At 40.0% G+C, this 22705-nt stretch carries 22 protein-coding genes; 13 read left to right on the top strand and 9 right to left on the bottom strand.

Annotation, left to right across the window (positions count from 1 at the left end; genetic code table 11):
* Positions 1 to 80: 80 nt before the first annotated feature.
* Entirely contained in the window at positions 81 to 1040 is a 960-nt protein-coding gene (locus BTO22_RS18250; protein WP_105056720.1) for a glycosyltransferase family 9 protein, read from the top strand.
* 28 nt (positions 1041 to 1068) lie between these two features.
* On the opposite strand, the gene BTO22_RS18245 is transcribed toward BTO22_RS18250, so the two are convergent.
* Positions 1069 to 1755 (bottom strand): 3-deoxy-D-manno-octulosonic acid kinase, encoded by a 687-nt coding sequence (locus tag BTO22_RS18245; RefSeq protein WP_105056719.1) that lies wholly within the window; start codon positions 1753 to 1755, stop codon positions 1069 to 1071.
* A 334-nt stretch (positions 1756 to 2089) separates the two neighbouring features.
* Between BTO22_RS18245 and BTO22_RS18240 the strand changes: the two genes are divergently transcribed.
* From BTO22_RS18240 to coaD, 5 genes are all read left to right on the top strand, one after another.
* On the top strand, positions 2090 to 3160 hold the full coding sequence (locus BTO22_RS18240; protein ID WP_105056718.1) for a glycosyltransferase family 9 protein: 1071 nt from the start codon (positions 2090 to 2092) through the stop codon (positions 3158 to 3160).
* On the top strand, positions 3160 to 3951 hold the full coding sequence (locus tag BTO22_RS18235) for a glycosyltransferase family 2 protein (RefSeq protein WP_105056717.1): 792 nt from the start codon (positions 3160 to 3162) through the stop codon (positions 3949 to 3951). Before BTO22_RS18240 ends, BTO22_RS18235 begins: the two co-directional genes overlap by 1 nt.
* Before the next feature lie 116 nt (positions 3952 to 4067).
* The gene (locus tag BTO22_RS18230; protein WP_105056716.1) at positions 4068 to 4850 is read left to right on the top strand and encodes a glycosyltransferase family 2 protein; all 783 of its coding nucleotides are present in this window, start codon (positions 4068 to 4070) and stop codon (positions 4848 to 4850) included.
* Between the two features lie 5 nt (positions 4851 to 4855).
* Positions 4856 to 5908, top strand: coding sequence for a glycosyltransferase family 4 protein (locus tag BTO22_RS18225; protein ID WP_105056715.1), 1053 nt, complete (start codon positions 4856 to 4858; stop codon positions 5906 to 5908).
* Positions 5905 to 6390, top strand: coding sequence for a pantetheine-phosphate adenylyltransferase (gene coaD / locus BTO22_RS18220; RefSeq protein ID WP_105056714.1), 486 nt, complete (start codon positions 5905 to 5907; stop codon positions 6388 to 6390). The genes BTO22_RS18225 and coaD overlap by 4 nt, the downstream gene beginning before the upstream one ends.
* A gap of 82 nt (positions 6391 to 6472) precedes the next feature.
* Here the strand turns inward: coaD and BTO22_RS18215 are convergent, their stop codons facing one another.
* The 6 genes from BTO22_RS18215 to radC form a co-directional block, all read right to left on the bottom strand.
* Positions 6473 to 8452, bottom strand: coding sequence for an LTA synthase family protein (locus BTO22_RS18215; protein ID WP_105056713.1), 1980 nt, complete (start codon positions 8450 to 8452; stop codon positions 6473 to 6475).
* A gap of 35 nt (positions 8453 to 8487) precedes the next feature.
* Positions 8488 to 9306, bottom strand: coding sequence for a bifunctional DNA-formamidopyrimidine glycosylase/DNA-(apurinic or apyrimidinic site) lyase (gene mutM, locus BTO22_RS18210; protein ID WP_105056712.1), 819 nt, complete (start codon positions 9304 to 9306; stop codon positions 8488 to 8490).
* Between the two features lie 409 nt (positions 9307 to 9715).
* A complete protein-coding gene (locus tag BTO22_RS18205; RefSeq protein ID WP_105056711.1) occupies positions 9716 to 10171 on the bottom strand; it encodes a hypothetical protein in 456 nt (151 codons plus the stop codon).
* Positions 10172 to 10604: 433 nt separating this feature from the next.
* Positions 10605 to 10772: a 50S ribosomal protein L33 gene (rpmG, locus tag BTO22_RS18200; RefSeq protein ID WP_012549068.1), complete on the bottom strand. Its 168-nt coding sequence runs from the start codon at positions 10770 to 10772 to the stop codon at positions 10605 to 10607.
* A gap of 14 nt (positions 10773 to 10786) precedes the next feature.
* A complete protein-coding gene (gene rpmB / locus BTO22_RS18195; RefSeq protein WP_045100943.1) occupies positions 10787 to 11023 on the bottom strand; it encodes a 50S ribosomal protein L28 in 237 nt (78 codons plus the stop codon).
* Positions 11024 to 11219: 196 nt separating this feature from the next.
* A complete protein-coding gene (gene radC, locus BTO22_RS18190; RefSeq protein ID WP_105056710.1) occupies positions 11220 to 11894 on the bottom strand; it encodes a RadC family protein in 675 nt (224 codons plus the stop codon).
* Positions 11895 to 12119: 225 nt separating this feature from the next.
* On the opposite strand from radC, the gene coaBC reads away from it, so the two are divergent.
* From coaBC to BTO22_RS18165, 5 genes are all read left to right on the top strand, one after another.
* Positions 12120 to 13349, top strand: a complete 1230-nt coding sequence (gene coaBC, locus BTO22_RS18185; RefSeq protein WP_105056709.1) for a bifunctional phosphopantothenoylcysteine decarboxylase/phosphopantothenate--cysteine ligase CoaBC — start codon at positions 12120 to 12122, stop codon at positions 13347 to 13349.
* A 180-nt stretch (positions 13350 to 13529) separates the two neighbouring features.
* The gene (gene slmA / locus BTO22_RS18180) at positions 13530 to 14120 is read left to right on the top strand and encodes a nucleoid occlusion factor SlmA (RefSeq protein WP_105056708.1); all 591 of its coding nucleotides are present in this window, start codon (positions 13530 to 13532) and stop codon (positions 14118 to 14120) included.
* A gap of 25 nt (positions 14121 to 14145) precedes the next feature.
* Complete coding sequence (gene lpxL, locus BTO22_RS18175) at positions 14146 to 15084, top strand: LpxL/LpxP family Kdo(2)-lipid IV(A) lauroyl/palmitoleoyl acyltransferase (protein WP_105056707.1); 939 nt, start codon at positions 14146 to 14148, stop codon at positions 15082 to 15084.
* A gap of 35 nt (positions 15085 to 15119) precedes the next feature.
* Positions 15120 to 15587: a transcription elongation factor GreB gene (gene greB / locus BTO22_RS18170; RefSeq protein ID WP_105056706.1), complete on the top strand. Its 468-nt coding sequence runs from the start codon at positions 15120 to 15122 to the stop codon at positions 15585 to 15587.
* Between the two features lie 300 nt (positions 15588 to 15887).
* On the top strand, positions 15888 to 18173 hold the full coding sequence (locus BTO22_RS18165; protein WP_105056705.1) for a Tex family protein: 2286 nt from the start codon (positions 15888 to 15890) through the stop codon (positions 18171 to 18173).
* 81 nt (positions 18174 to 18254) lie between these two features.
* On the opposite strand, the gene BTO22_RS18160 is transcribed toward BTO22_RS18165, so the two are convergent.
* Together BTO22_RS18160 and bioH are read right to left on the bottom strand one after the other, a co-directional pair.
* Complete coding sequence (locus tag BTO22_RS18160; protein ID WP_105056704.1) at positions 18255 to 18734, bottom strand: ATP-dependent Lon protease; 480 nt, start codon at positions 18732 to 18734, stop codon at positions 18255 to 18257.
* Between the two features lie 49 nt (positions 18735 to 18783).
* The gene (gene bioH / locus BTO22_RS18155) at positions 18784 to 19551 is read right to left on the bottom strand and encodes a pimeloyl-ACP methyl ester esterase BioH (protein ID WP_105056703.1); all 768 of its coding nucleotides are present in this window, start codon (positions 19549 to 19551) and stop codon (positions 18784 to 18786) included.
* 41 nt (positions 19552 to 19592) lie between these two features.
* On the opposite strand from bioH, the gene BTO22_RS18150 reads away from it, so the two are divergent.
* A complete protein-coding gene (locus BTO22_RS18150) occupies positions 19593 to 20324 on the top strand; it encodes a ComF family protein (protein ID WP_258132696.1) in 732 nt (243 codons plus the stop codon).
* Between the two features lie 672 nt (positions 20325 to 20996).
* Positions 20997 to 22388, top strand: coding sequence for a uracil-xanthine permease family protein (locus BTO22_RS18145; RefSeq protein WP_105056701.1), 1392 nt, complete (start codon positions 20997 to 20999; stop codon positions 22386 to 22388).
* Positions 22389 to 22705 lie beyond the last annotated feature (317 nt).

Below are 22705 nucleotides of genomic sequence, written 5' to 3'. Positions count from 1 at the left end.
TTCCTTAGTTTCTGTACTGAAAAAATTTAAACGTTATATAATAACTTTCATACGATTGTAGAAACAAAAGGAAAGTCACAATGAAAATAGCGGTCTTTGTCCCAAGTAGACCACACTTTGGGAATATTCTAACTCAACTGCCTTTTTTATGTGCATTAAAAGAAGAGTATCCTAATGCAATAATAGATATATGGTCAAAATTCGAACAAAGCAAGCTGTTACTTACCGTGAATGCTGCAGACTCTCTCATAAATTATAAAAAATTCAGCTTTATTAAATTAATTAATGAACTTAACGCTCAGCAATATGATGTCGCTTATAACTTATATTCCGGTTCCGACAAAGTGCATATGGCTATTGGGTTAAGTAAGATAAAAGAAACCTTTGGCCACAGTGATAGTAAATTACACAAATGCTGCTACCAAAAACACCTAAAAGTTCATAAGGGATTTCAATATATTGCGAACAGCCATCTAGCTCTACTCAATACTATTAGAAGCAGACATTACACTCCTAATATTATCAAATCGCTAGTAGATACTAACATCTCAAAAGAAAGTATGGGATTAACTTTACTCCCAGGTGGTGGTGCCGGTGATTATAAACGATGGAATCTAAAGCATTATCTAGCAGCTGTAGATAAAATTGCGACACAATATCCTAAGTTAACTGTGATTAACTGGGTTCTTGGGCCAGACGAAAAGCATTACGAAGAAAGTATTCCAAACAAGATTGCAAATATTCCAACCAAAATTCATCATAGCCCTACAGTGCCTAATTTGATTGAATTAGCTCTATCCTCAAAGCTATCTATTGCTAATGATTGTGGACCAACTCATATTTTCCAAATGTTAACCGTCCCATTAATTACTTTATGGGGATGGAAAAATTCAAAGGCCTCACCATACAATACGATGAGTGAATGGTTTTATTCACATGAGCACTCTTGGGCCATTACTCCAAATGAAGAGGATAAATGCATTAACGCAATAACGACTAATAAAGTCGTTTCACTAGCTTTAGCTCAACTTAATAGATAATAAAGAACGGCCTTACCTTTCCATAACCTTAAAGAAGGTAAGCCCATTCTTCTTCCTTCCAATAGATGCCTCTTTTATTAACCTCTTTAATAAACGAGCGCTTTAATCTATCCCAGTTATTTTCCTTCCACTCATCGCCTTTCTGTTGGTAGCACTTATCAAAGTCAATAATCCAAACTTTGTCGTTATCATCAATTAAAATGTTGTGGATATTTAAATCTGTATGGTTCACTTGAACTGCGTGCATTTTACGAATTTCATTACCAATCTTTTGGTAGATCTCTTTTGATAATGGCTTTTCTTGCAAAATAGCCACAAGATCACGAGCATTTGGGATCTTTTGGCTTAGTAAGTCCGCTTGATAACAAAAAGTTCTTTTTACACTTCTCGCTGCAATTGGCTTTGGTACATTAACACCTGCTTCTATTAAGGTGTTAAGAAGCTGAAACTCTTTATAGCTTCGTGTTTGTTCCCAACCAGTAAAAATGTAGTGGTCTTTAATTAGCTTTCCAAACAACCCACCACGGCGATAATGACGCAGCGCAGCGTCCATATTATCTAATGCTACAAACCATGTTGTACCACGCCCTTGAGCTGAGCCAATTACCTTATCTTGTTGCTGCCAAAATTCGGGATCACAGCACTGTTCTGGTGGGGCTGCTAAGATTGAGTCGTCATACCAAATGGTTTGTTTTTTTGTTTGGATTTTTTGCATGTTACAGACACTCCAATATTAAATAATTAGAGACTATACGCTGCGCTAACTAGACCGCTTCGCTTCTAGAAACTATAAGATCAAAAGCTAGGTATTTTTATAACTTCTAGTCATTCACTAGCAACCCCTCCCAACCTCCCCTTATATCAACATTTATAGCCAAGTAGCTATATCGATAAAGAGGAGGAGCTAAAAGCAAGCTCCTCTGAACCCTGCTCTTATAGTCTCTAGTTAGCGTAGCGTATAGTTCCTAGTCTCTTTCTCGCTCTGCCATTTTACATTTATGACCGTTAATAGCATAATTCTAACTCATTCTTCTTGGGTTAACATCTCTATGGCTTTATTCACTTCTGCCCCTAACTCTCTCTGCATCCTACGCTTATCTGCAATTGGGGATGTTTGCCATGCTATAGCGGCAGTTCAAGCAATTCAAAAAGAATGGCCAAGTACTAAAATAACGTGGATTGTTGGTAAAGTAGAAGCGCAATTAATTCATGATTTACCCAATATTACTGTCATCCCTTTTGATAAAAAATTGGGATTTAAAGGCATGAAAGCAATTTGGGCACAATTAAAAAATCAACATTTTGATGCTTTAGTCCATATGCAATTGGCACTACGAGCGAGCGTATTAACCCTCGGTATTAAAGCCAAATATAAAGTGGGCTTTAACCGTAAGCGCGCGAAAGAAGGCCAATGGCTATTCACTAATCGTAAAATTGAAGATACTGCATCGGCACATGTTCTCGACAGTTTTTACTCTTTTGTTGAATATTTAGGTGTACCAAAGAGTAAGCCAACTTGGAATATTCCATTATCCAGTGCAGATTTATCTTTTGTTGATGAACATATCCCAACAAATAAGCCTTATGTTGTTATTTCCCCTGCTGCAAGTAAAGATGAACGTAACTGGCTCCCTGAGCGCTATGCTCAATTGGCTGATTGGTTAACTGAGCATGGCTATCAAGTGATATTATGTGGAGCGCCAAGTGAGAGGGAGAAACAACTTGGTAAAAATATTGAATCTTTAACACTGCTACCTATTATTAATTTAATAGGTCAAACCTCGTTAAAGCAATTAACTGCGGTATTAAATAAAGCACAGGTTGTAATTGCTCCTGATTCAGGACCCGCTCATATTGCTACCACACAAGACACCCCTGTTGTTGGGCTATATGGCCACAGTAATCCCAAACGAACAGGCCCTTATAACAGCTTACCTTATGTCGTTAGTGTGTATGAACAACACGTAACGACACAACACAATAAATCGATTGATGAGTTAAAATGGAGTACTCGCGTTAAAGGCGACCATATCATGCAAGATATTAGTCTTGATATGATCACAACTGTGTTTGAACATTTAACCACTAATCTCAATAACACCGCCAAAGAGGGCATATAATGACAGTACCAACAACGCCTCCAACCTTAGCGGTTGCTCTTATTGTTAAAAATGAAGAAATACATTTAAAAGCCTGTCTTGAGACCGTTGCAGACTGGGTCGATGAGATAGTTATTATGGACTCAGGCAGTACCGATTCAACAGAAGCAATTGCTCGAAGCTTTACTGATAAGTTCATAGTAAATGAAGAGTGGCCTGGTTTTGGTAAACAACGTCAATTAGCACAACAACATATCACTTCTGATTATGTATTATGGTTAGATGCTGATGAACGTGTGACACCAGAGCTAAAACAAGACGTGCTTAATGCAGTAAAAGCCAATAAGTCCAATACCGTTCATAAAGTGAATCGCTTAAGTACCGCTTTCGGAAAAAAAATTAAGCATTCAGGCTGGTCTCCTGATTGGGTTTTACGCTTATATAAAACCAACAAAACACAATATAACGATGCATTAGTTCATGAGAGTGTGATAGTTCCCACGAGTCTAAAAATAGAATTCTTAAATGGTAGGCTATTACATTACACTTACGATGAATTACACCAATATACAAAAAAAACAAGTCATTACATGAAAGCATGGGCAGATCAACGTGAAGGAAAAAAGAAAACAAGTTTGAGTAGTGCAATTTCTCATGCTTTTTTTCGCTTCTTTAAGATGTATATCCTAAAACGTGGTTTTTTAGATGGTCGCCATGGTTTGATATTAGCTATTCTTAGTGCCAATACTGTTTTTACTCGTTATATTGATCTATGGCTAAGGGAATATGTAAAAAAACAAAAAAAACATTAACATATTTGCACTTAACTCTCTGTATTTAATAGTATATCAAATAAAATCAAAACATCTTATTTTACGCAGAGCTAACTCATAGAACCATATTAATATTTTTAAAGGTGTACTCTTTTATGATTACTGGCATTGTTATAACTCTTAACGAGTCTAAAAATATTGTAGATTGCATTCAATCTCTACAAAAAGTCTGTTCTGAAATTATCATTGTCGATTCAAATAGTTCTGATAATACCGTAGAGCTTGCAGAGCAACTTGGTGCTAAAATTATCACCCAAAATTACCTTGGAGATGGCATCCAGAAAAACGTTGGTCTTGATTATGCGGCTAATGATTGGGTATTAAGCTTAGATGCAGATGAGCGTTTAACTGATGAAATGATCGATGCAATCAGAGCATTAGATTTAACTTCGACAAAGCATGATGCCTTTGCTTTCCGCCGTCGTAATTACATTGGCAGTCGTTGGGTTAAGCAATGCGGTTGGTATCCTGATTTCTGTATTCGTCTTTATGACCGTACAAAAACACGCTTTGCTGATGTAAAACAGCATGCATCAGTTCAAGCTAAAAATCCAGATCGCATCAATGCTGATATTATTCATTATTCTTTTGAAAATTTAGGTCAATTATTTGCAAAGCCGGGTCGTAACTTCAGTGGCCGAGCGGCAAAAATCATGTATAAAAAAGGGAAACGTGCAAATAGCTTGTCTCCTTTTGCTCATGGTTTAAATGCATTCATTCGCAAATATATTCTTCAAAGAGGTTTTTTAGGGGGTGTTGACGGTATGACTGTTGCGTTAAGTTCTGCAATTAATAGCTACTTAAAATATGCTAAATTACTTGAATATCAACGCGATCCTAAAGTTCTTGAAAACGAAGACTTTAATAAGGTTTGGTAAAGACTATGCATATTTGTCATGTAAATTTAGCTTCTGGTTTTAGTGGCGGTGAACGCCAAACCTTACAACTGATCACTCGTCAGCTAAAAGAAGGTTATCAACTTACTGTTGTCGCAAACCCTAAAAGTCCTTTTGTTGATGAAATCAAAAAGCTGAATTGTAAGTTAATACTTGCTAGCCACTTTTCAAAACAGCATAAGAAATCAATTACTGCAGATTGTGATGTTATTCATGTACATGAAGGCCGTGCAATTTATTGGGCTCTGATTCAATCTAAGCGCTTTGGCGTACCTTACATTGTGACTCGCCGAATTGATAATCCAATGAAAAGCAAATGGTTATCAAACCTTGCATATTCAAGCGCAACAGCCTTAGTCGGTTTAAGCAATGAAATTATCTCTAAAATTAAAGAGCTTCATCCTGAGCAGCTAGTTTATAAAATTCCAAGCTCTCCCGTAAGTTACTCGGTAGAACAAGATAATGTAGACACTATTTGGCGACGTTTTTCAAACCAATTTTTAGTTATTCAAGCTGCTAATTTACTGCATCATAAAGGTCATGAAACCACTATTGAAGCTGCTAAATTATTGCAAGAAATGGATTCTAATATCCATATCGCTCTACTTGGTGATGGTACTGAACGTGAGAAACTAGAAGGCTTAGTAAAAGAGTACGATTTACATAATCTGCATTTTTTAGGTAAACAAAATCGCATGGGTGATTGGTTTGCAGCTGCGGATCTATTAATTCACCCTTCTTATAGCGAGGGTTTAGGTTCGGTTATTTTAGAAGCGATGGGAGCTAAGCTTCCTGTTATTGGCAGTAATGCCGGTGGTATACCTGATATTATTGACGATCAAGAATCAGGCCTATTGGTTGAAGCAAAAGATGCACAAGCACTTGCTGATGCAATTTACCAAGTAGCGACAGACAAGCCTTTACGCAATAAGTTAATTGTAGGCGGTCAAGAAAAGCTTGCGATGTTTGATATCAAATATACCTGCTCACTTTATCGTGATGTTTACCAAACGATTATTGATGCAAGGAAAGCTTCATGACAACACGAGTAATCTATCCAGGAACTTTTGATCCAATCACAAATGGGCACTTTGACATAATTAAACGTTCAGCAGCTATGTTTGATGAGATAATTGTCGCTGTGGCTGCAAGCCCAAGTAAAAAAACCTTATTTACTCTTGAAGAAAGAGTGGCGTTAGTTCGAGACTCTATTCAATCTCTACCTAACGTCTCTGTTGAAGGATTTACCGGGTTAATGGTAGATTTTGCAAAAGCAAAACAGGCTAATTTACTAGTTCGTGGATTACGAACAACGATGGATTTCGAATATGAATTCGGTTTAACTAATATGTACCGAAAACTCATGCCTGAATTAGAAAGTGTATTTTTAACGCCTTCTGAAGAGTATGCATTCTTATCATCAACGATAGTAAGAGAAGTAGCTCTCCATGGAGGAAGTGTTGAAAGTTTTGTCCCAACAACTGTCCATAATGCACTACAGAGTAAGATACATCCTAAATAGCATACTTAACCAAAAATCTATTTAAATAAATTAAGACCACCTCTTTTTAACCATATAAAGAGTGCGGTCTATTTTCATTGTTTTACTTTGTACCTTTTATCTGCCCATTAATATACAACGTCTGTAATTGATGGTACTCCGGTCCAATATGTATTTTCTCATTAGATGTAAAAGTCTTATCCACCTCAAGCTCAGATGTCCAAGAATATAATTTTTCAGGATATGCATTTAAATACACACCTTTATCGGTATATGTCATTTCTGGGTGGTAGCCAAAACGTGGTGTTGAATCCATTCCTAGTAAATTAGCACCGCCTAAACTGTAATAATTAGCATCAGATAAACTAAAAGCATATAAAGTTGGAAAGATATCTTTATGAGAGCCAACGCGTTCTTTGTTGTATTGATACTCTACTTTTTCTTTAATTTCTTTAGGCACATAAAGATAGAATGGTACCGAGTTAGTCACTGCAAGATCCTCAGGGTACTTCATCGTAAACCCTCTCAACTTATGATCCCCTGTAGCTGCTATTAATGTTGAGTTACCTAATGGAGATGCTTTTATATCTGCCACAAACTGACCTAATGCATTATTTGCATATTGATAAGTTTCATACAATCGAGTGGCCTCTTCCTCGCCCTTTTTCATTCGATTAAGTAAGCGTTCGCTGACTTTTAATGGCTTAACATCATAATTTTCAGGTGCTTGATAAGGCGTGTGATTCGTAATAGTGAGAATATAAATCATCAGTGGTTGTTTCGCTTCTTTCAATACTTTCTCAGCTAACTTAAAAGTATATTCATCAGATAACCCCCACTCTCCTCGAAACTCCTCAGCTTCTGGAAATGCTTTTAATATCGCATTTTCATCAAGGATTTCATCAAACCCTTGAGATGGTAAATAATTCGCAACATTCCGCCACATTCCATTAGTTGCCGTAATAAAAATGGTTTTATAACCCGCCTCTTTATAAGGTCGAGCTGCTGCTGCTGCAACTTGTACTTTTTGTGCAGAAGAATGACTGATTGTAGGAACGTTACTTTGGCCTAGCATATTTACTAAGGAGTTAATGGTTGCGGTTGTTTCTGCTAAAAATCGAGTAAACACAAAATCAGACTCAAAAGCAGGTCGTAATGCACCTAAAAGATCATTCTCTGGATAATCATCTTCAACCAATACGTTCATTCCCATACCTTCCATTAGAGTCATTACAACATGAGGCTTATTCTCTGCTAAATAGGCATTATAGGGTGTTCTAAATTGACCGGTTGTATTACCGACAACTTTTTTAAATTGTTCTTCAAGTTGGGCTTTACTGACCGAGTGAAATTTATTTTGCTCTTTATAATCACTTTTCGCCCACTCAAGAGCAACTAAGCCGTTAGGTGTAATGCTATTTAAAATTTTAGAATCAGATACTTGAGCGTGGTAACGTTTTAATGGATGAGAACCTAATGTACCTCTAGCAAAAAAGAATACGGTTAAAATCATCGCAATAACAGAGATGCCAGTAAGTCCTTTATGCTGTGGTTTCCACGACCATAACGCCATTTTCTTTATCGCGAAACGAACAAGAATCGCGGAAAGAAAAGCCACAATGACACTACTCATAAAAGATAAGAAAATAGGATAATCAGCCCATGCATTCGCCAATACTGCTTTGGTGTCATCATCAGCTAAACCAAAGATAAAGACATCAATATGATTACCATAAGTAAGATAATAGTAATAATTACCAATTGAAAAACCGGTAACTAAAAAGAAAATAAGCCCTGCATACCAAGGGAAAATTTTTGCCAATATTCGATAGAGTCTTGGAAAAGCGGCAACAATTAAACCAATAAGTAATAACGGTGCAAAACCGATAACTACAACTTTCAAATCAAAACGAAGGCCTATAAACAAAGCACGCCACAGATCTGTACTTCGCTGAGCAAGCTCCGCACTATCTGCAATATTAAATAAGAAGATCAACCGCCCAACACAAAGTATCGTCACAGCAATAAAAACAGATAACCAAATGACTCGACTCAGTTGTTTATAATTTTCTTGAAAATTCATCTAACTCTCTATGTTATTTGTATTTTGATAATAATTTACAGGTCAAACGGTTGGCAGTTTTCACACCAAAATGTATTTCTCTGTCCAATTTTTTCTTCTTGAATAAGTAAGTGACAAATTAAGCACTCTTTTCCAGCACGTCCATACACATGCAATTCTTGTGCAAAGTATCCTGGCTTTCCATCAACTTGATTAAAATCCTTTAAGGTAGTGCCGCCTTGCTTAATTGCCGTTTCTAATACTTTTTTAATTTCAGATACTAATCGTTCAATTTGGGCTAACGTCAATGTGCCTACTGGTGTTTTAGGGTGTATTTTTGCCATAAAAAGAGATTCACTGGCGTAGATGTTACCAACTCCCACCACAACGACGTTATTCATAATAAACTGCTTTACGACAGCTTTTTTATTCTTTGCTTTTTCTGCTAGATATTTAGTATTAAATACATCAGTAAGTGGCTCTGGACCAAGCTTAGTAAGCACATCGTGTGATACGCCTACTTCAGAATATAGCCAAGCACCAAACTTACGAGGATCGTTATAACGAAGAAGCTTACCGCTATCTAAAACAAGGTCCACATGATCGTGTTTCGCTGGTGGGATCGCCTCATCAAGTATCCGTAAACTACCCGACATACCAAGATGAATGATGGCTGTGCCTTCTGGAGTGTCTATCATTAAGTATTTAGCGCGACGGCGAATGGATTGAATTCTTTGCCCTACGAGTTTTTGTAGCTCTTGTGGGATCGGCCAGCGCAGTTTTTCTGTTCTGATTGTGATCGCTTTGATGGTTTGGCCTTGTAGATGCGGTGTTATTCCTAAGCGACTGGTTTCTACTTCTGGTAGTTCTGGCATTTTTGATCCTTTTTAAAAATAAGAACTTAGGGTTCAGATCGGTCGCAAGCTCCCTTGCAGGTTTCAGAGGTGATCGCTGAGAGACTAGAAACTATACGCGAAGCTAACTAGACCGCTTCGCTCCTATAAGATAAAAAGCGAATGCACATGAAACCAATTATCCTACCACTTCAACCATACATGCTCTTATAGTTTCTAGTTAGCTCGGCGTATCGTTTCTAGTTACTTACTAGCAAGCCCTCCCAACCTCCCCCTTATATTTACATTATCAGCCAAGTAACTATGCCGGCAAAGGGGAGGAGCTAGAAGTAAGTGCCTCTGAAATCTGCAAGCGCAGCGATCTGAATCCTGCTCTTTCGCTCTTCCTCGTCCCTCGAGCGAAGCGTCCTCGACTCTCACACCTACTCTTCTATCTAAACAAATACCCTTCTTCTGCACTCACGGCTATCCATTCACCTTGCCAATTCTGCATCATCCAAAAATTCGGAGCTTGGTAGATTGTCACTCGCTGTGGCTCTTCTTGGTTTTCAAACCATACCTCTACAGAGCTTGGCGCGGGCAATTTAGTTTTAAGTACTTTGACAGATTCATCAGTAAGTAATGTTCCCTCAAGAGTAAACCAACGCTCGATCAATTGGTTATCTGCTTCTGACGTATCGGAAGCAAGATCATAATCTGCAAAGTGCATTTTCTTAATCGGCTTAACGCGCTCAAATAAAGGCTGTACGCCAGTGTTAACTGTAACTGCTTGTTCTGGTTCTAATAGATACGTTTTAATTAACTGAGGGGCTTGTAGGACGCCAATAAAAACTAAAACGGCAATCATGAGGATATTGTTGTATTTACGACGTGATGGTCTTTTCATTTTAAATCCTTTTTTAAGTGCAGGGACGAGCGCTTTTTGCTCCTCCCCCTTAATAAGGGGAGAGAACTGTTTTGTATACGCTGTTATCAAGCGCAATAAATCTAAATTTTTGCTCTACTGCTTTTGATTTTATAGGAGCCAAGCGGTCTAGTTAGCGCAGCGTATAGTTTCTAGTTCCTTACTAGCAACCCCTCCCAGCCTCCCCTTATATTTACTTTATCAGCCAAGTAACTATACCGATAAAGGGGAGGAGCTAGAAGCAAGTGCCTCTGAACCCTAGCACTTCTTAAGCGTAGTGTCTCAAGGACGAAGCCCGTCTCTCGCGAAGCGACCTCAAGCAACTTGCTGCGTCTTTCGCTTTCTTTAATCCAAAAAAAAACCCAGCAACAGGGCTGGGTTTTCAATATTATCAAAGTTGCAATCAGTAATCGAATTACTTGATTTTAGCTTCTTTGTAAAGAACGTGCTGACGTACAACAGGATCAAATTTTTTGATCTCCATTTTGCCAGGCATGTTACGTTTGTTCTTATCAGTTGTGTAGAAGTGACCAGTGTTAGCAGTTGATACTAACTTGATTTTCTCACGTGCGCCTTTAGCCATTTTTCAGATTCCTCTTAAACGTTCTCGCCACGAGCACGCATGTCAGAAAGAACGGCATCGATGCCTTTCTTATCAATGATACGCATACCTTTAGCGGTAAGACGAAGTTTAACGAAGCGTTTTTCGCTTTCTACCCAGAAACGATGAGTTTGTAGGTTCGGCAGAAAACGACGCTTGGTGGCATTTTTTGCGTGTGAGCGGTTGTTACCAACTGCAGGACGCTTACCAGTTACTTGGCATACTCGGGACATTGCTGTCTTCTCCAAATCGTTTCAGCTCGATATCACCTTGGTGGCAAAAAACCACTAGAGCATTTCATGTGAAAGTTCTAATTCAAGGCTATCAAAGGTCGCGCATTATACTAACTGAATGCGCATTGCTCAAGACCCTAAGGGGTCATTTTTACTGTTTTTTGTGTTTTTTTTATTCAATTGCTTAAAAAAACACTCAAATCCATCCTCTTTCGGCAAAAGAGACTATTTCTCCATCACCAATCACAAAATGATCGAGGACTCGGATATCCACCAATTCTACTGCATCTGAGATACGTTTTGTTATCCTTCTGTCAGCTTGACTTGGCTCTGCGACACCAGATGGGTGATTATGCGCTAAAATGATGGCGGCTGCATTATAATCTATCGATCTTTTTACAACTTCTCTCGGATAAACTGCTGCTGCATCGATTGTTCCTTCAAATAATACCTCTCCTTTAAGCACTCGATGCTGATTATCAAGAAAAAGAACATAAAAGGCCTCTCTGTGTCGATCTCTCAATACTCGAGTTAAATAACGCTTAGTATGCTCTGGACTTGTCAAAGCATCTTCTTTTTCAATTTTTTCAAATAAATAGCGCTCCGTCATTTCTACTACCGCTTGTAGCTGTGCAAATTTTGCAGAACCTAATCCTTTATGGCTGCAAAATTCACTTTCATTCGATCCTAATAACTTTCTTAAGGATCCAAACTCTTTTAATAACTTATCAGCCAATTCGATCGCGTTCATCCCCTTAATACCGGTGCGAAGAAAAATAGCTAACAATTCAGCGTCGGTTAATGATTTTGGCCCTAATGCGAGTAGCTTTTCTCTGGGGCGAGATTCTTCTGGTAAGTTCATTAAAGACATAAATGCCCCATACGGTGAATGATATTTATACAGGTTACGATCAATCTGTATTGGCTGCCTTCTCCATTTGCTCCCCTTCGGCTTAGTTCAAACCTTGATTGCAATTATGTTTTCCGTCATTTACTTGCTTTGTCATGTGAATTCCCGATTGAAGTGCATCCCTACAAAAAAGATTTATGATATGGTTAGCGCATTACGATGAATCACTTAAAGGTTATTAGTGTCATGGCATCTCTCTCAGGGAAACGAATCCTTCTTGGTATTAGTGGCGGCATTGCTGCATATAAATGTGCAGAGCTAACTCGTCGACTTATTGAACGTGGGGCAGAAGTTCGCGTTGTGATGACTACCGCAGCAAAAGAGTTCATCACCCCTTTAACGATGCAAGCCGTTTCTGGCCACCCTGTTGCTGACAGTTTATTAGATCCTGCTGCAGAAGCTTCAATGGGGCATATCGAATTAGCGAAGTGGGCTGATATTGTACTAATCGCACCTGCCACTGCCGATTTAATTGCTCGTATGGCTGCTGGAATGGGCAATGATTTGTTATCAACACTAGTGCTTGCGACTGATTCTCCGATTGCGGTTTCTCCTGCGATGAATCAACAAATGTATTCGAATATTGCAACACAAGAGAACATTGCGACTCTTTCTCGTCGTGGTATGAATATCTGGGGACCTGCAGCTGGCCAACAAGCGTGTGGCGATGTCGGTATGGGCAGAATGCTTGAGCCAATGGATTTAGTACATTTATGTGAGGATTTCTTTCACACAAATGATGAGAAGCTACTTCAAGGCTTTTCTTTACTCATTACTGCCGGACCAACTAGAGAAGCACTTGATCCCGTTCGCTACATCTCAAACCATAGCTCTGGAAAAATGGGGTTTTCGATTGCCGATGCCGCCGCAAAGTTAGGTGCAAAGGTCACTCTTGTTAGCGGTCCTGTGAATTTAGTAACACCTGATAATGTTGAACGCATTGATGTAGAAAGTGCTGAACAAATGCATAACGCAGTAATGGATAATGCGGGAACACACTCTATATTTATTGCATGCGCTGCTGTCGCTGATTTTAAAGCAAGCTTAATTTCAGAACAAAAACTAAAGAAAAATGCTGATGAAGATGGCATGACGATTCATATGGTGAAAAACCCTGACATTGTCGCTTCTGTTGCTGCTATGACAGAAAAACGTCCATTTACCGTGGGTTTTGCTGCTGAAACTCAAGATGTTGAAAAGTATTCACGCAGTAAATTAGAACGTAAAAAACTCGATATGATCTGCGCTAATGATGTCTCAATTAAGGGACAAGGTTTTAATAGCGATAATAATGCCCTCCACCTATATTGGAAAAATGGAGATAAAGCATTACCGTTAACGACGAAATCTGAGTTGAGTAAGGCGATTATGTTGGAAGTAGTTGAAAGACTAGAGACTATACGCTGCGCTAACTAGAAACTATAAAAGCAGAAATAGCTGTTGAAGTTACAGCACCAGAGATGGTTTTCCCCCTTTATCGTTATTGCTATGAGATCGATGTAGTCTATACAAGGGGAGGAATTGTTTTATATTCGCTGATATTTCAATACTCACTTTGAACTCTGCACTTAAAAATAAAAAGACAAAGGAACAACAATGACGACCCCAAGAAAAACAAATCGTCGTGATGAAATATTACAAGCTTTAGCCGAAATGCTAGAGTCAAATGAAGGCGCTTCTCGTATTACCACTGCCAAGCTTGCGAAACAAGTGGGAGTTTCTGAAGCGGCGTTATATCGCCATTTTCCAAGTAAAGCGAAAATGTTTGAAGGCTTGATTGAGTTTATTGAAGAATCTCTTTTCTCGCGCATAAATCGCATTATCGAGGAAGAAAAAGATACCTTAAAACGTATTGAGCTATTATTAAAATTGCTTTTAGCATTTGCTGAACGCAATCCAGGCCTTACTCGTATTATGACGGGTCATGCCCTAATGTTTGAAAACGAGCGCCTACGTAACCGTATTAATCAAATTTTTGAACGTATTGAACTTCAGTTTAAGCAGATCCTACGCGAACGTATGTTGCGCGAAGGAAAATCGTTTCCCGTTGATGAAGCGATTCTATCTGCACAGCTTATTAGCCAAGTAGAAGGTTGTTTCTGTCGCTTTGTGCGTTCTGATTTTAAATATCAACCAACAGCAAATTTCAACGAACATTGGGCGCTCCTTAGTGCTCAGATCCAATAAATCCATTTAATTAAATAGGTTTACGATGTCAAAATACCAAGCCCCTCAGTTCTCTATCGCTCTTCTACATCCTAAATATTGGGGGGTATGGTTTGGCTTTGGGCTTTTGTTCGCTACTGTCACTTTATTGCCTTACAAAATGACATATAAGCTCGGAAGAGGGCTTGGTCTACTGGGTTTAAAAATGGGAAAATCTCGCTCTCATGTTGCTCGTCGTAACTTGGAATTGGCGTTTCCTAAAATGGAAGCAAAAGAGCGCGAAGCCATCATCGTTGAGAATTTCAAAAACTCTGGCTTAGCTATCTTTGAAACAGCAATGGCATGGGTATGGCCAAACTGGCGTATCGAAAAGCATTTTAGCTTTGAAAACAAACAACACATGTTAGATCTTGAAAAAGAAGGCCGTGGTGTTCTTGTTGTTTGTGTGCATGCGCTTAATCTGGAATTAACAGCTCGTGCATTTACCTTCTTCTCTCCTGGTTATGGGGTGTATCGACCACATAACAACCCTGCTTATGATTTCATCCAATATTGGGGTCGTACCAATAATGGAAATCAAATGATTGATCGTAAAGACATTAAAGGCATGCTCCGAGTACTACGTAAAGGTGGACGTCTTTGGTACATGCCGGACCATGACTATAACCGTAATAAATCGGTTTTTGTGCCTTTCTTTGCCGTTCCTGATGCTTGTACTACCGTCGGATCTGATATTTTAATCAGTGCAAGTAAATGTGCTGTTGTCACTGCTTCTGGCTTTAGGACTTATAATAATTATCACCTACAAATTGATAATGATATTAGTGACCAATTCCCGCAGAAAGACCCTGTTGGTTCTGCAACTGTCATGAACCAAGCGGTTGAACGTATTATTCTTCGCTGTATTCCTCAATGGATGTGGCTACATAAACGTTTTAAAACCATGGAAGATCCAAACATTAAAAAAGGCATTCGCTATGATTAGTAGCGTATCGTCATTCGGAGTTTAATTCAGCAATAATGAAAACCAATTTAATCACACGTGAAGGCTTCAATAAGCTGCAAGATGAACTCACGTTTCTATGGAAAGAAGAACGCCCTGAAGTCACAAAAAAAGTGACTTGGGCGGCAAGCTTAGGTGATCGCAGTGAAAATGCAGATTATCAATACAACAAAAAGCGTCTTCGTGAAATCGACCGCCGTGTACGCTACCTTCGTAAGCGTTTAGACCAAGTAAAAGTGGTCGATTATTCCCCTCAACAAGATGGCAAAATCTTTTTCGGTGCGTTCGTTGAAATTGAAAACGAACAAGGCGACACCCTCTCTTTTCGCATTGTTGGTCCAGATGAAATTTTTGGCCGCCATGATTACATCTCCATAGATTCTCCAATGGCTCGCGCACTCATCAAAAAAGAGGTGGATGAAGAAGCTATTGTGAAAACACCGGAAGGAGATAAAGAGTGGTTTGTGAATTCGATTAGGTACTAGGAGCAGGACGCAACAAGTTGCTGAAGGGCGGACTTCGTCCTTAAGAATTCAGGAAGAGCGAAATAGTGATCGTTGAAATTACAGCGTTCAATATACAGTACCCTCCCCTTAATAAGGGGAGGGTTAGGGAGGGGTTATTGCGATGAAAGCAAATAAGAGTACATAGTTCACTAAATCATACACTGCTAGCTCTTGACCCCCTCCCAGCCTCCCCCTTAGTAAGGGGGAGGAGCTAAACGAAGCGCTCTCAAGACGAAGTCGTCTTCTTTTAAAATTTCTAACAAATAAAAAGAATCAAAAATGATAATAAATATAATTGCTAAAGAACTTAACGTTCGCCCTCAACAAGTTGCCGCTGCTGTTCAATTGATTGACGAAGGCAGCACTATTCCATTTATTGCTCGTTACCGTAAAGAAGTAACAGAAGGTTTGGACGATACTCAACTTCGTACGCTGGATACACGTTTAACTTACTTACGTGAATTAGATGACCGTCGTAAAACGATTCTAAAATCGATTAAAGAACAAGAAAAACTGACGCCTGAGTTAGAGCGTGAGATTTTAGGTGCAGATAGCAAAACTCGTCTTGAGGATTTGTACTTACCGTTCAAGCGTAAACGTCGTACTAAAGGTCAGATTGCCATTGAAGCAGGTATTGAACCACTGGCTGATTTACTGTGGACACAACCTGAAAATACCCCTGAAGATGTCGCTCAATCGTATGTTGACGCTGATAACGGATTTGCAGATACCAAAGCTGTACTTGATGGTGCTCGTGCCATTCTGATGGAGCGTATGGCTGAAGACGCGAACTTATTAGAGAAAGTGCGTAACTACTTAACTACGAATGCAGAACTAAGCTCTAAAATGGTCGATGGCCAAGAACACGCAGGCGAGAAATTTAAAGATTACTTTGAACATAATGAAAAACTAACGCGCGTTCCTTCTCACCGTGCTCTTGCTATGCTTCGTGGCCGTAATGAAGGTTTTTTACAGCTTTCTCTTAATGCCGATCCAAATCAAGAAGAAGGCGTTCGTGGCTCTTACTGTGAAATCATCATCGCTAATCATTACGGTATCACTCTAGGGTCTCAACCTGCGGATTTATGGCGTAAACAAGTGATCAGCTGGGCATGGCGCATTAAAATTTTAATGCACATGGAAACGGAGTTAATGGGGGCATTAAAAGAGCGTTCTGAAAACGAAGCGATTGATGTTTTTGCCACTAACCTTAAAGACTTATTAATGGCTGCACCTGCTGGTCTTAAAACGACATTAGGTTTAGATCCAGGCTTACGTACTGGTACTAAAGTGGCGGTGGTTGATGCGACAGGTAAAGTGCTGGCAACAGATACTATTTACCCTAACCAACCTCACAACCAAATTGCTAAATCTGCACACACAATTGAAACGTTAATGAAAAAACACAACGTGGATTTGATTGCGATTGGTAATGGCACGGCTTCACGCGAAACCGATGCATTTGTTGGTGATTTACTAAAGCAATCAGGCTTATCGGCAACGAAAATTATCGTAAGTGAAGCAGGAGCTTCTGTCTATTCAGCATCTGAATTAGCCGCAAAAGAGTTCCCCGATTTAGATGTATCAATCCGTGGTGCGGTTTCTATCGCTCGTCGCTTGCAAGATCCATTGGCAGAGCTAGTGAAAATTGACCCGAAAGCGATTGGTGTAGGGCAATATCAACACGATGTTAGTCAAAGCCAATTAGCGAAAAAATTAGATGCGGTAATTGAAGACTGTGTAAATGCCGTTGGTGTTGATGTAAATACGGCCTCTTCTGCATTATTAACACGAGTTGCTGGTTTATCGACGACGATCGCACAAAATATCGTTGATTATCGCGATGAAAATGGACGTTTTGAAAACCGTACTACCTTAAAGAAAGTCGCTCGTTTAGGACCTAAAGCGTTTGAACAATGTGCTGGTTTCTTACGTGTGATGAATGGTAAAAACCCTCTGGATGCATCGGCGGTTCACCCTGAAGCCTACCCCGTGGTTAAAGCGATGGCAGAGAAAAACAATAAAGCCATTGATGCTATTATTGGTAACACTGAGTTCTTACGCTCGGTTGCTGCTAACGATTACATCAGTGCTGATTTTGGTTTACCAACGGTAACGGACATTATCTCTGAGCTTGATAAGCCGGGCCGAGATCCTCGTCCTGAGTTTAAAACGGCAACCTTTGCAGATGGCGTAAACACGGTGTCGGATCTTGAACTGGGTATGGTTCTAGAAGGCGTGGTATCTAATGTAGCTAACTTTGGTGCGTTTGTTGATATCGGTGTTCACCAAGATGGTTTGGTTCATATCTCTGCTTTGAGCGATACGTTTGTTTCTGACCCTCGTGAAGTAGTTAAAGCTGGTGATATCGTAAAAGTGAAGGTGATGGAAGTGGATGCACAACGTAAGCGTATCGCGCTTTCTATGCGTTTGAATGATCAGCCTGGGGAAGATAACCGCCCTCAACGTCAATCAAATAAACCACAGCAACGTTCAAATAACGATGCTGGCAATGCGGCAATGGGTGGCGCGTTTGCAGCGGCGTTTGCGAAGGCGAAGAAGTAACTAGAACGGAAAACATGGTCCTATGGTCCTTGGGCTTTCCTCATAGGATCATAGGAACGCTCTTAACCCGCACTTCCCGTTTTACAACACAGCCAATATATCTGACGGATTATTCGGCACTACCGCTTTATCATAATGAAAACTAATCACACTTCTACGACGAACCATTCTTCCCATCTCTGCCAATTTTTCTAATAACTCTTTTGGCAAATTAAAACGCATGGTGTAGCCCATCCCCTCACCCTGAGCGTAAGTATCTAACGACAACAATCTGGCTAACTTTGCCAAGTCATCATCAATATCATACAAGGTTCCAAAACGAGGCTTGGACTCTTCTTTCTCTTCCATCACATCATAACCGGGATGATCTGATGGTTCCCACGAATCACGTTTATGCTGTTTATCATCGCCTTTAATTGCTTTTTCAGACGTGGTTTCGCTCATCTTTGTCGTTGGCACAACAGGCTTTTTAACACGATTTTCACGTGCTACTTGTTCTGTTGGCAAATTAACAGAGGGTGCAATAAGTGGCACGCTGACACTGTTAGGTGAAAAGATCATAAAACGTTTCCTTATCGAAAAACTAAGCGAGTTAAATTAAAAGTTAATCTTATCGAGCTAAAAAACGATGTAATTCCGTAATAAATTCATCGCTATGTGAAATAAATGGAGCGTGAGAGGCTTGATCAAAAATAACTTTAACTGAATGTGGAATCAATTCATCCATATCATGAGCAACTTTAATTGGCACTAATCCATCTAAACGACCATACATTCGGCACACCGGCATGGGTAATTGAGATAAATGCTCTCGTAAATCTATATCGGCCAGAATAGTTAAACCTGTAGCTAAAGCGTCTTGATTTGGTGCAGGTCTTGAAAAAACAGCCTGCTTTACTTGCTTGATATCCTGCTTCGCATTTGGACTCCCAATTGCTTGTAGGGTCATAAAGCGCTCAACCGTTAATTTAAAATCATCTTTTAATTGCTCAGTAAACAAAGAGAGAACAACAGGCTTAATTCCTCGCCACCCTTTCTCAGCAGAAAAGCGGGGGGAACTTGCCACAGTGATTAACTGGCTCACTCGCTCAGGTGAAAGTAACGCTGCTTGAGTCGCAATTAATCCGCCCAAAGACCAACCTAACCACGCCGCTTTCTCTGGTGCTTGAGCTAATACTTGCTGCACCATTTTATTAAAATCAGCACTGCCGAGTTCTGCACTGTGCCCATGGCCGGAGAGATCTACGGTATGGACTCGGTATTGAGAACGTAATTGCTCGACAATTGGCTGCCACACAGCTCCGTTCATTCCCCACCCGTGAATGAGAACCAGATCGGAACCTTTACCTTCTGTTTGCCAATAAAGAGGAGCTGTCATCTACACTACCTATTCGTATTTAATTAATCATAGGAGGTTAAGTGTTCATCAGGTTACTTCGAAGGTCAATGCAAAGTTTAGGTATGAGCCATTGTGATTACTGTGGTTTAGCGATGCCTCCATCCGATACCATTTGGTGTCAGCCGTGTTTGGATTTAATCCTAAAGGTTCCTCGCTGCAAAAAGTGTGGCTTACAAACCGAGCATGAAACTGATGTATGCGGTGATTGCTTAATTCACCCACCACAATGGGACCGCTTATTTTGTATCAGTGATTATTCTGAACCATTAAGGGAGTACGTCGGCAAACTTAAATACGCTCAACAATTTTGGTTGGCTCAAGATTTAGGAGTATTACTCAGTAATTACATTCCAGATCCCGCCCCTCTCATTCTTCCAGTTCCTTTACATTGGAAACGCTTTTGGTGGCGTTCTTACAACCAAAGCGATCACTTAGGATGGACATTAGAAAGAGAATTTAATCATAGAAAACACGCTGTTCGATGTGAGACTAAAATCTTAAAACGCATTAAAGCGACTCGCCCTCAACAAGGACTATCTCGTTCTTTCCGCCAATCTAACCTTGTTGGTGCATTTAAAGTCATGAAACCAATTACAGATAAACACGTAGCCATTGTGGATGATGTGGTGACTACCGGCGCAACGATTAATCTGCTGTGCATTGAGCTGAGGAAGGCAGGGGTTGAGCGAATTGATATTTATGCGATTTGTAGGACAGGGAAAAGTAAAGAGCAGGACGCAACAAGTTGCTGAAGATGGACTCCGTCCTTGAGACGCTTCGCTTGAGTAGAGCAAAAGCAGAGTTCAGATCGCTTCGCTGGCAGAATTCAGAGATGACAATGAAATCACAACGACAAAGAATAGTTCTCCCCCTTTATCGCTATAACCATGAGATCGATATAGTGAACACAAGGGGGAGTTAGAGGGGGTTGGTTATGCTGTCTTTACTTTTATTCAGATAAACTAAACTTCATCATTTACAACCCCTCCTAGCCTCCCCTTATATTAACAATTACTGCCAAGTAACATTCTCGAACAAGGGGAGGAACTGTATTGTGATCGTTGATATCACAACAATCACCCCTGAACCCTGCAATGGAGCCCTCGACCGATCTGAACCCTACTCTTGCCCTTCCTGAAACCTGAGACCTGAATCCTCATTTTTTGCTCTTCCTCGCCCCTCGAGCGAAGCGTCCTCGATTCTCGCCTCTTTTTTCACCCTGCTCTTAAAAATTTTAGCAAACGATTGCTTTTCATTTGTTTATCTATAGAATACCGTCCCAATTGATTAATAATTCATTTTAATCAACCAATCCCAATAGAGATAGGTTCTGATTAACAGCAATCACAGATTGACACCTACTCACTTCAAACTCCCATTCAGCGAGCTTTGAAGACAACGTTATACTATTAGGAATATCGGCCATGACCGTTAAAAATAACACCACAAAACCATCTGAACTGATTTATCAATTAGATGAGCGTCCACCGCTACCGCAAACTTTATTTGCTGCACTTCAGCATTTATTGGCGATGTTTGTCGCGATTATTACTCCCTCTCTGATCATTTGTCAGACACTTGGTGTTCCAGCAGCAGAAACTAATACCATCATTAGTATGTCTCTGTTCGCTTCTGGTATTTCTTCTTTTATTCAAATCAAAACCTTTGGTCCAATTGGTTCAGGTCTTCTTTCTGTTCAAGGCACAAGCTTTAACTTCTTAGGCCCAATCATTGGTGCAGGTTTAGCGCTTAAAGCTGGCGGTGCTGATGTTCCAACAATGATGGCTGCCATTTTCGGTACTATCTTGGTTGCTTCGACTGCTGAAATCTTCTTATCTCGCGCCCTTGAATACGCACAAAAAATCATTACTCCATTAGTGTCTGGCATTGTCGTTACCTTAATAGGTTTAACGCTTATTCAAGTAGGCTTAGTTTCTATGGGGGGAGGTTATTCTGCTATGGGTGAAGGCACATTTGGTAGCTTAGATAAACTGGCGCTTGCTGGTACTGTTTTATTAATTATTGTTGTGCTTAACCGCGCAACTAATCCCTACCTACGTATGGCATCTATCGTAATAGCAATGGCTGTTGGTACTTTAGCTGCATGGGCAATGGGAATGCTTAATACCAATATGGATCACGATGCTGAACTTATCGCGCTGCCAATTCCAATGCAATATGGCCTAAGCTTTGATTGGTCTCTGTTTATTCCTTTGGTTCTAATTTTCTTAATTACCGCGCTAGAAGCGATTGGCGATATCACTGCAACGTCTGAAGTGTCAGGGCAACCAGTAAAAGGACCGGTATACATCAAGCGTATTAAGGGTGGCGTATTAGCCGATGGCATAAACTCAGCCATTGCAGCCGCATTTAACAGCTTCCCTAATTCAACGTTTAGCCAAAACAACGGCGTAATTTTGCTAACTGGTGTTGCTAGCCGTTATGTTGGTTACTTTATTGCGGGTATGCTAGTTATTCTTGGTTTATTCCCTGGAGTGGCAAGCATGGTGCAAATTATTCCAGAACCTGTTCTTGGCGGGGCAACGATTGTGATGTTCGGTACGATTGCGGCGGCAGGCGTGCGTATTATCTCTCGTGTTGAGCTAGATCGTCGTGCAATCCTAATCATGGCAATGTCTTTCTCTATGGGACTTGGCTTGGCACAAAAACCTGAAATCCTTCAGTTCATGCCTGAGATGATTAAAAATATCTTCTCATCAGGGGTAACTGCAGGTGGTGTGACAGCGATTCTTCTGAATATTATTCTTCCAAGCAATGAAGTGTTTGAAGACGAGAAAGAAGAAGCGAAGATCTAAGAACAGGGGCGAGAAAAAGTACGCTTCGCTCGAGGGACAAGTAAAAACAAAAAAGACCGCAGATGATTATCGTCTGCGGTCTTTTTTATGTTTGGGAAGAAAGAACTAGAGACTATACGCTGCGCTAATTAGAAACTATAAGAGCGAGTATGGCTGATGTGATGAGTTTTTAGGTTTCAGGTGTACTCGCTTTTGATTTTAGCTCCTCCCCCTTACTAAGGGGGAGGCTGGGAGGGGGTCAAGAACTAACAGCGTATAAATTAAGTTAGCGATGAATTCAATTCCACCTTCATCGCAATGACCCCTCCCTAACCCTT

This window comes from Aliivibrio sifiae (assembly GCF_002954705.1).
Taxonomy (GTDB): Bacteria; Pseudomonadota; Gammaproteobacteria; order Enterobacterales; family Vibrionaceae; genus Aliivibrio; species Aliivibrio sifiae_A.
The sequence above is the reverse complement of the archived record's forward strand: the minus strand, read 5'-3'. Positions and strand labels throughout refer to the sequence as shown.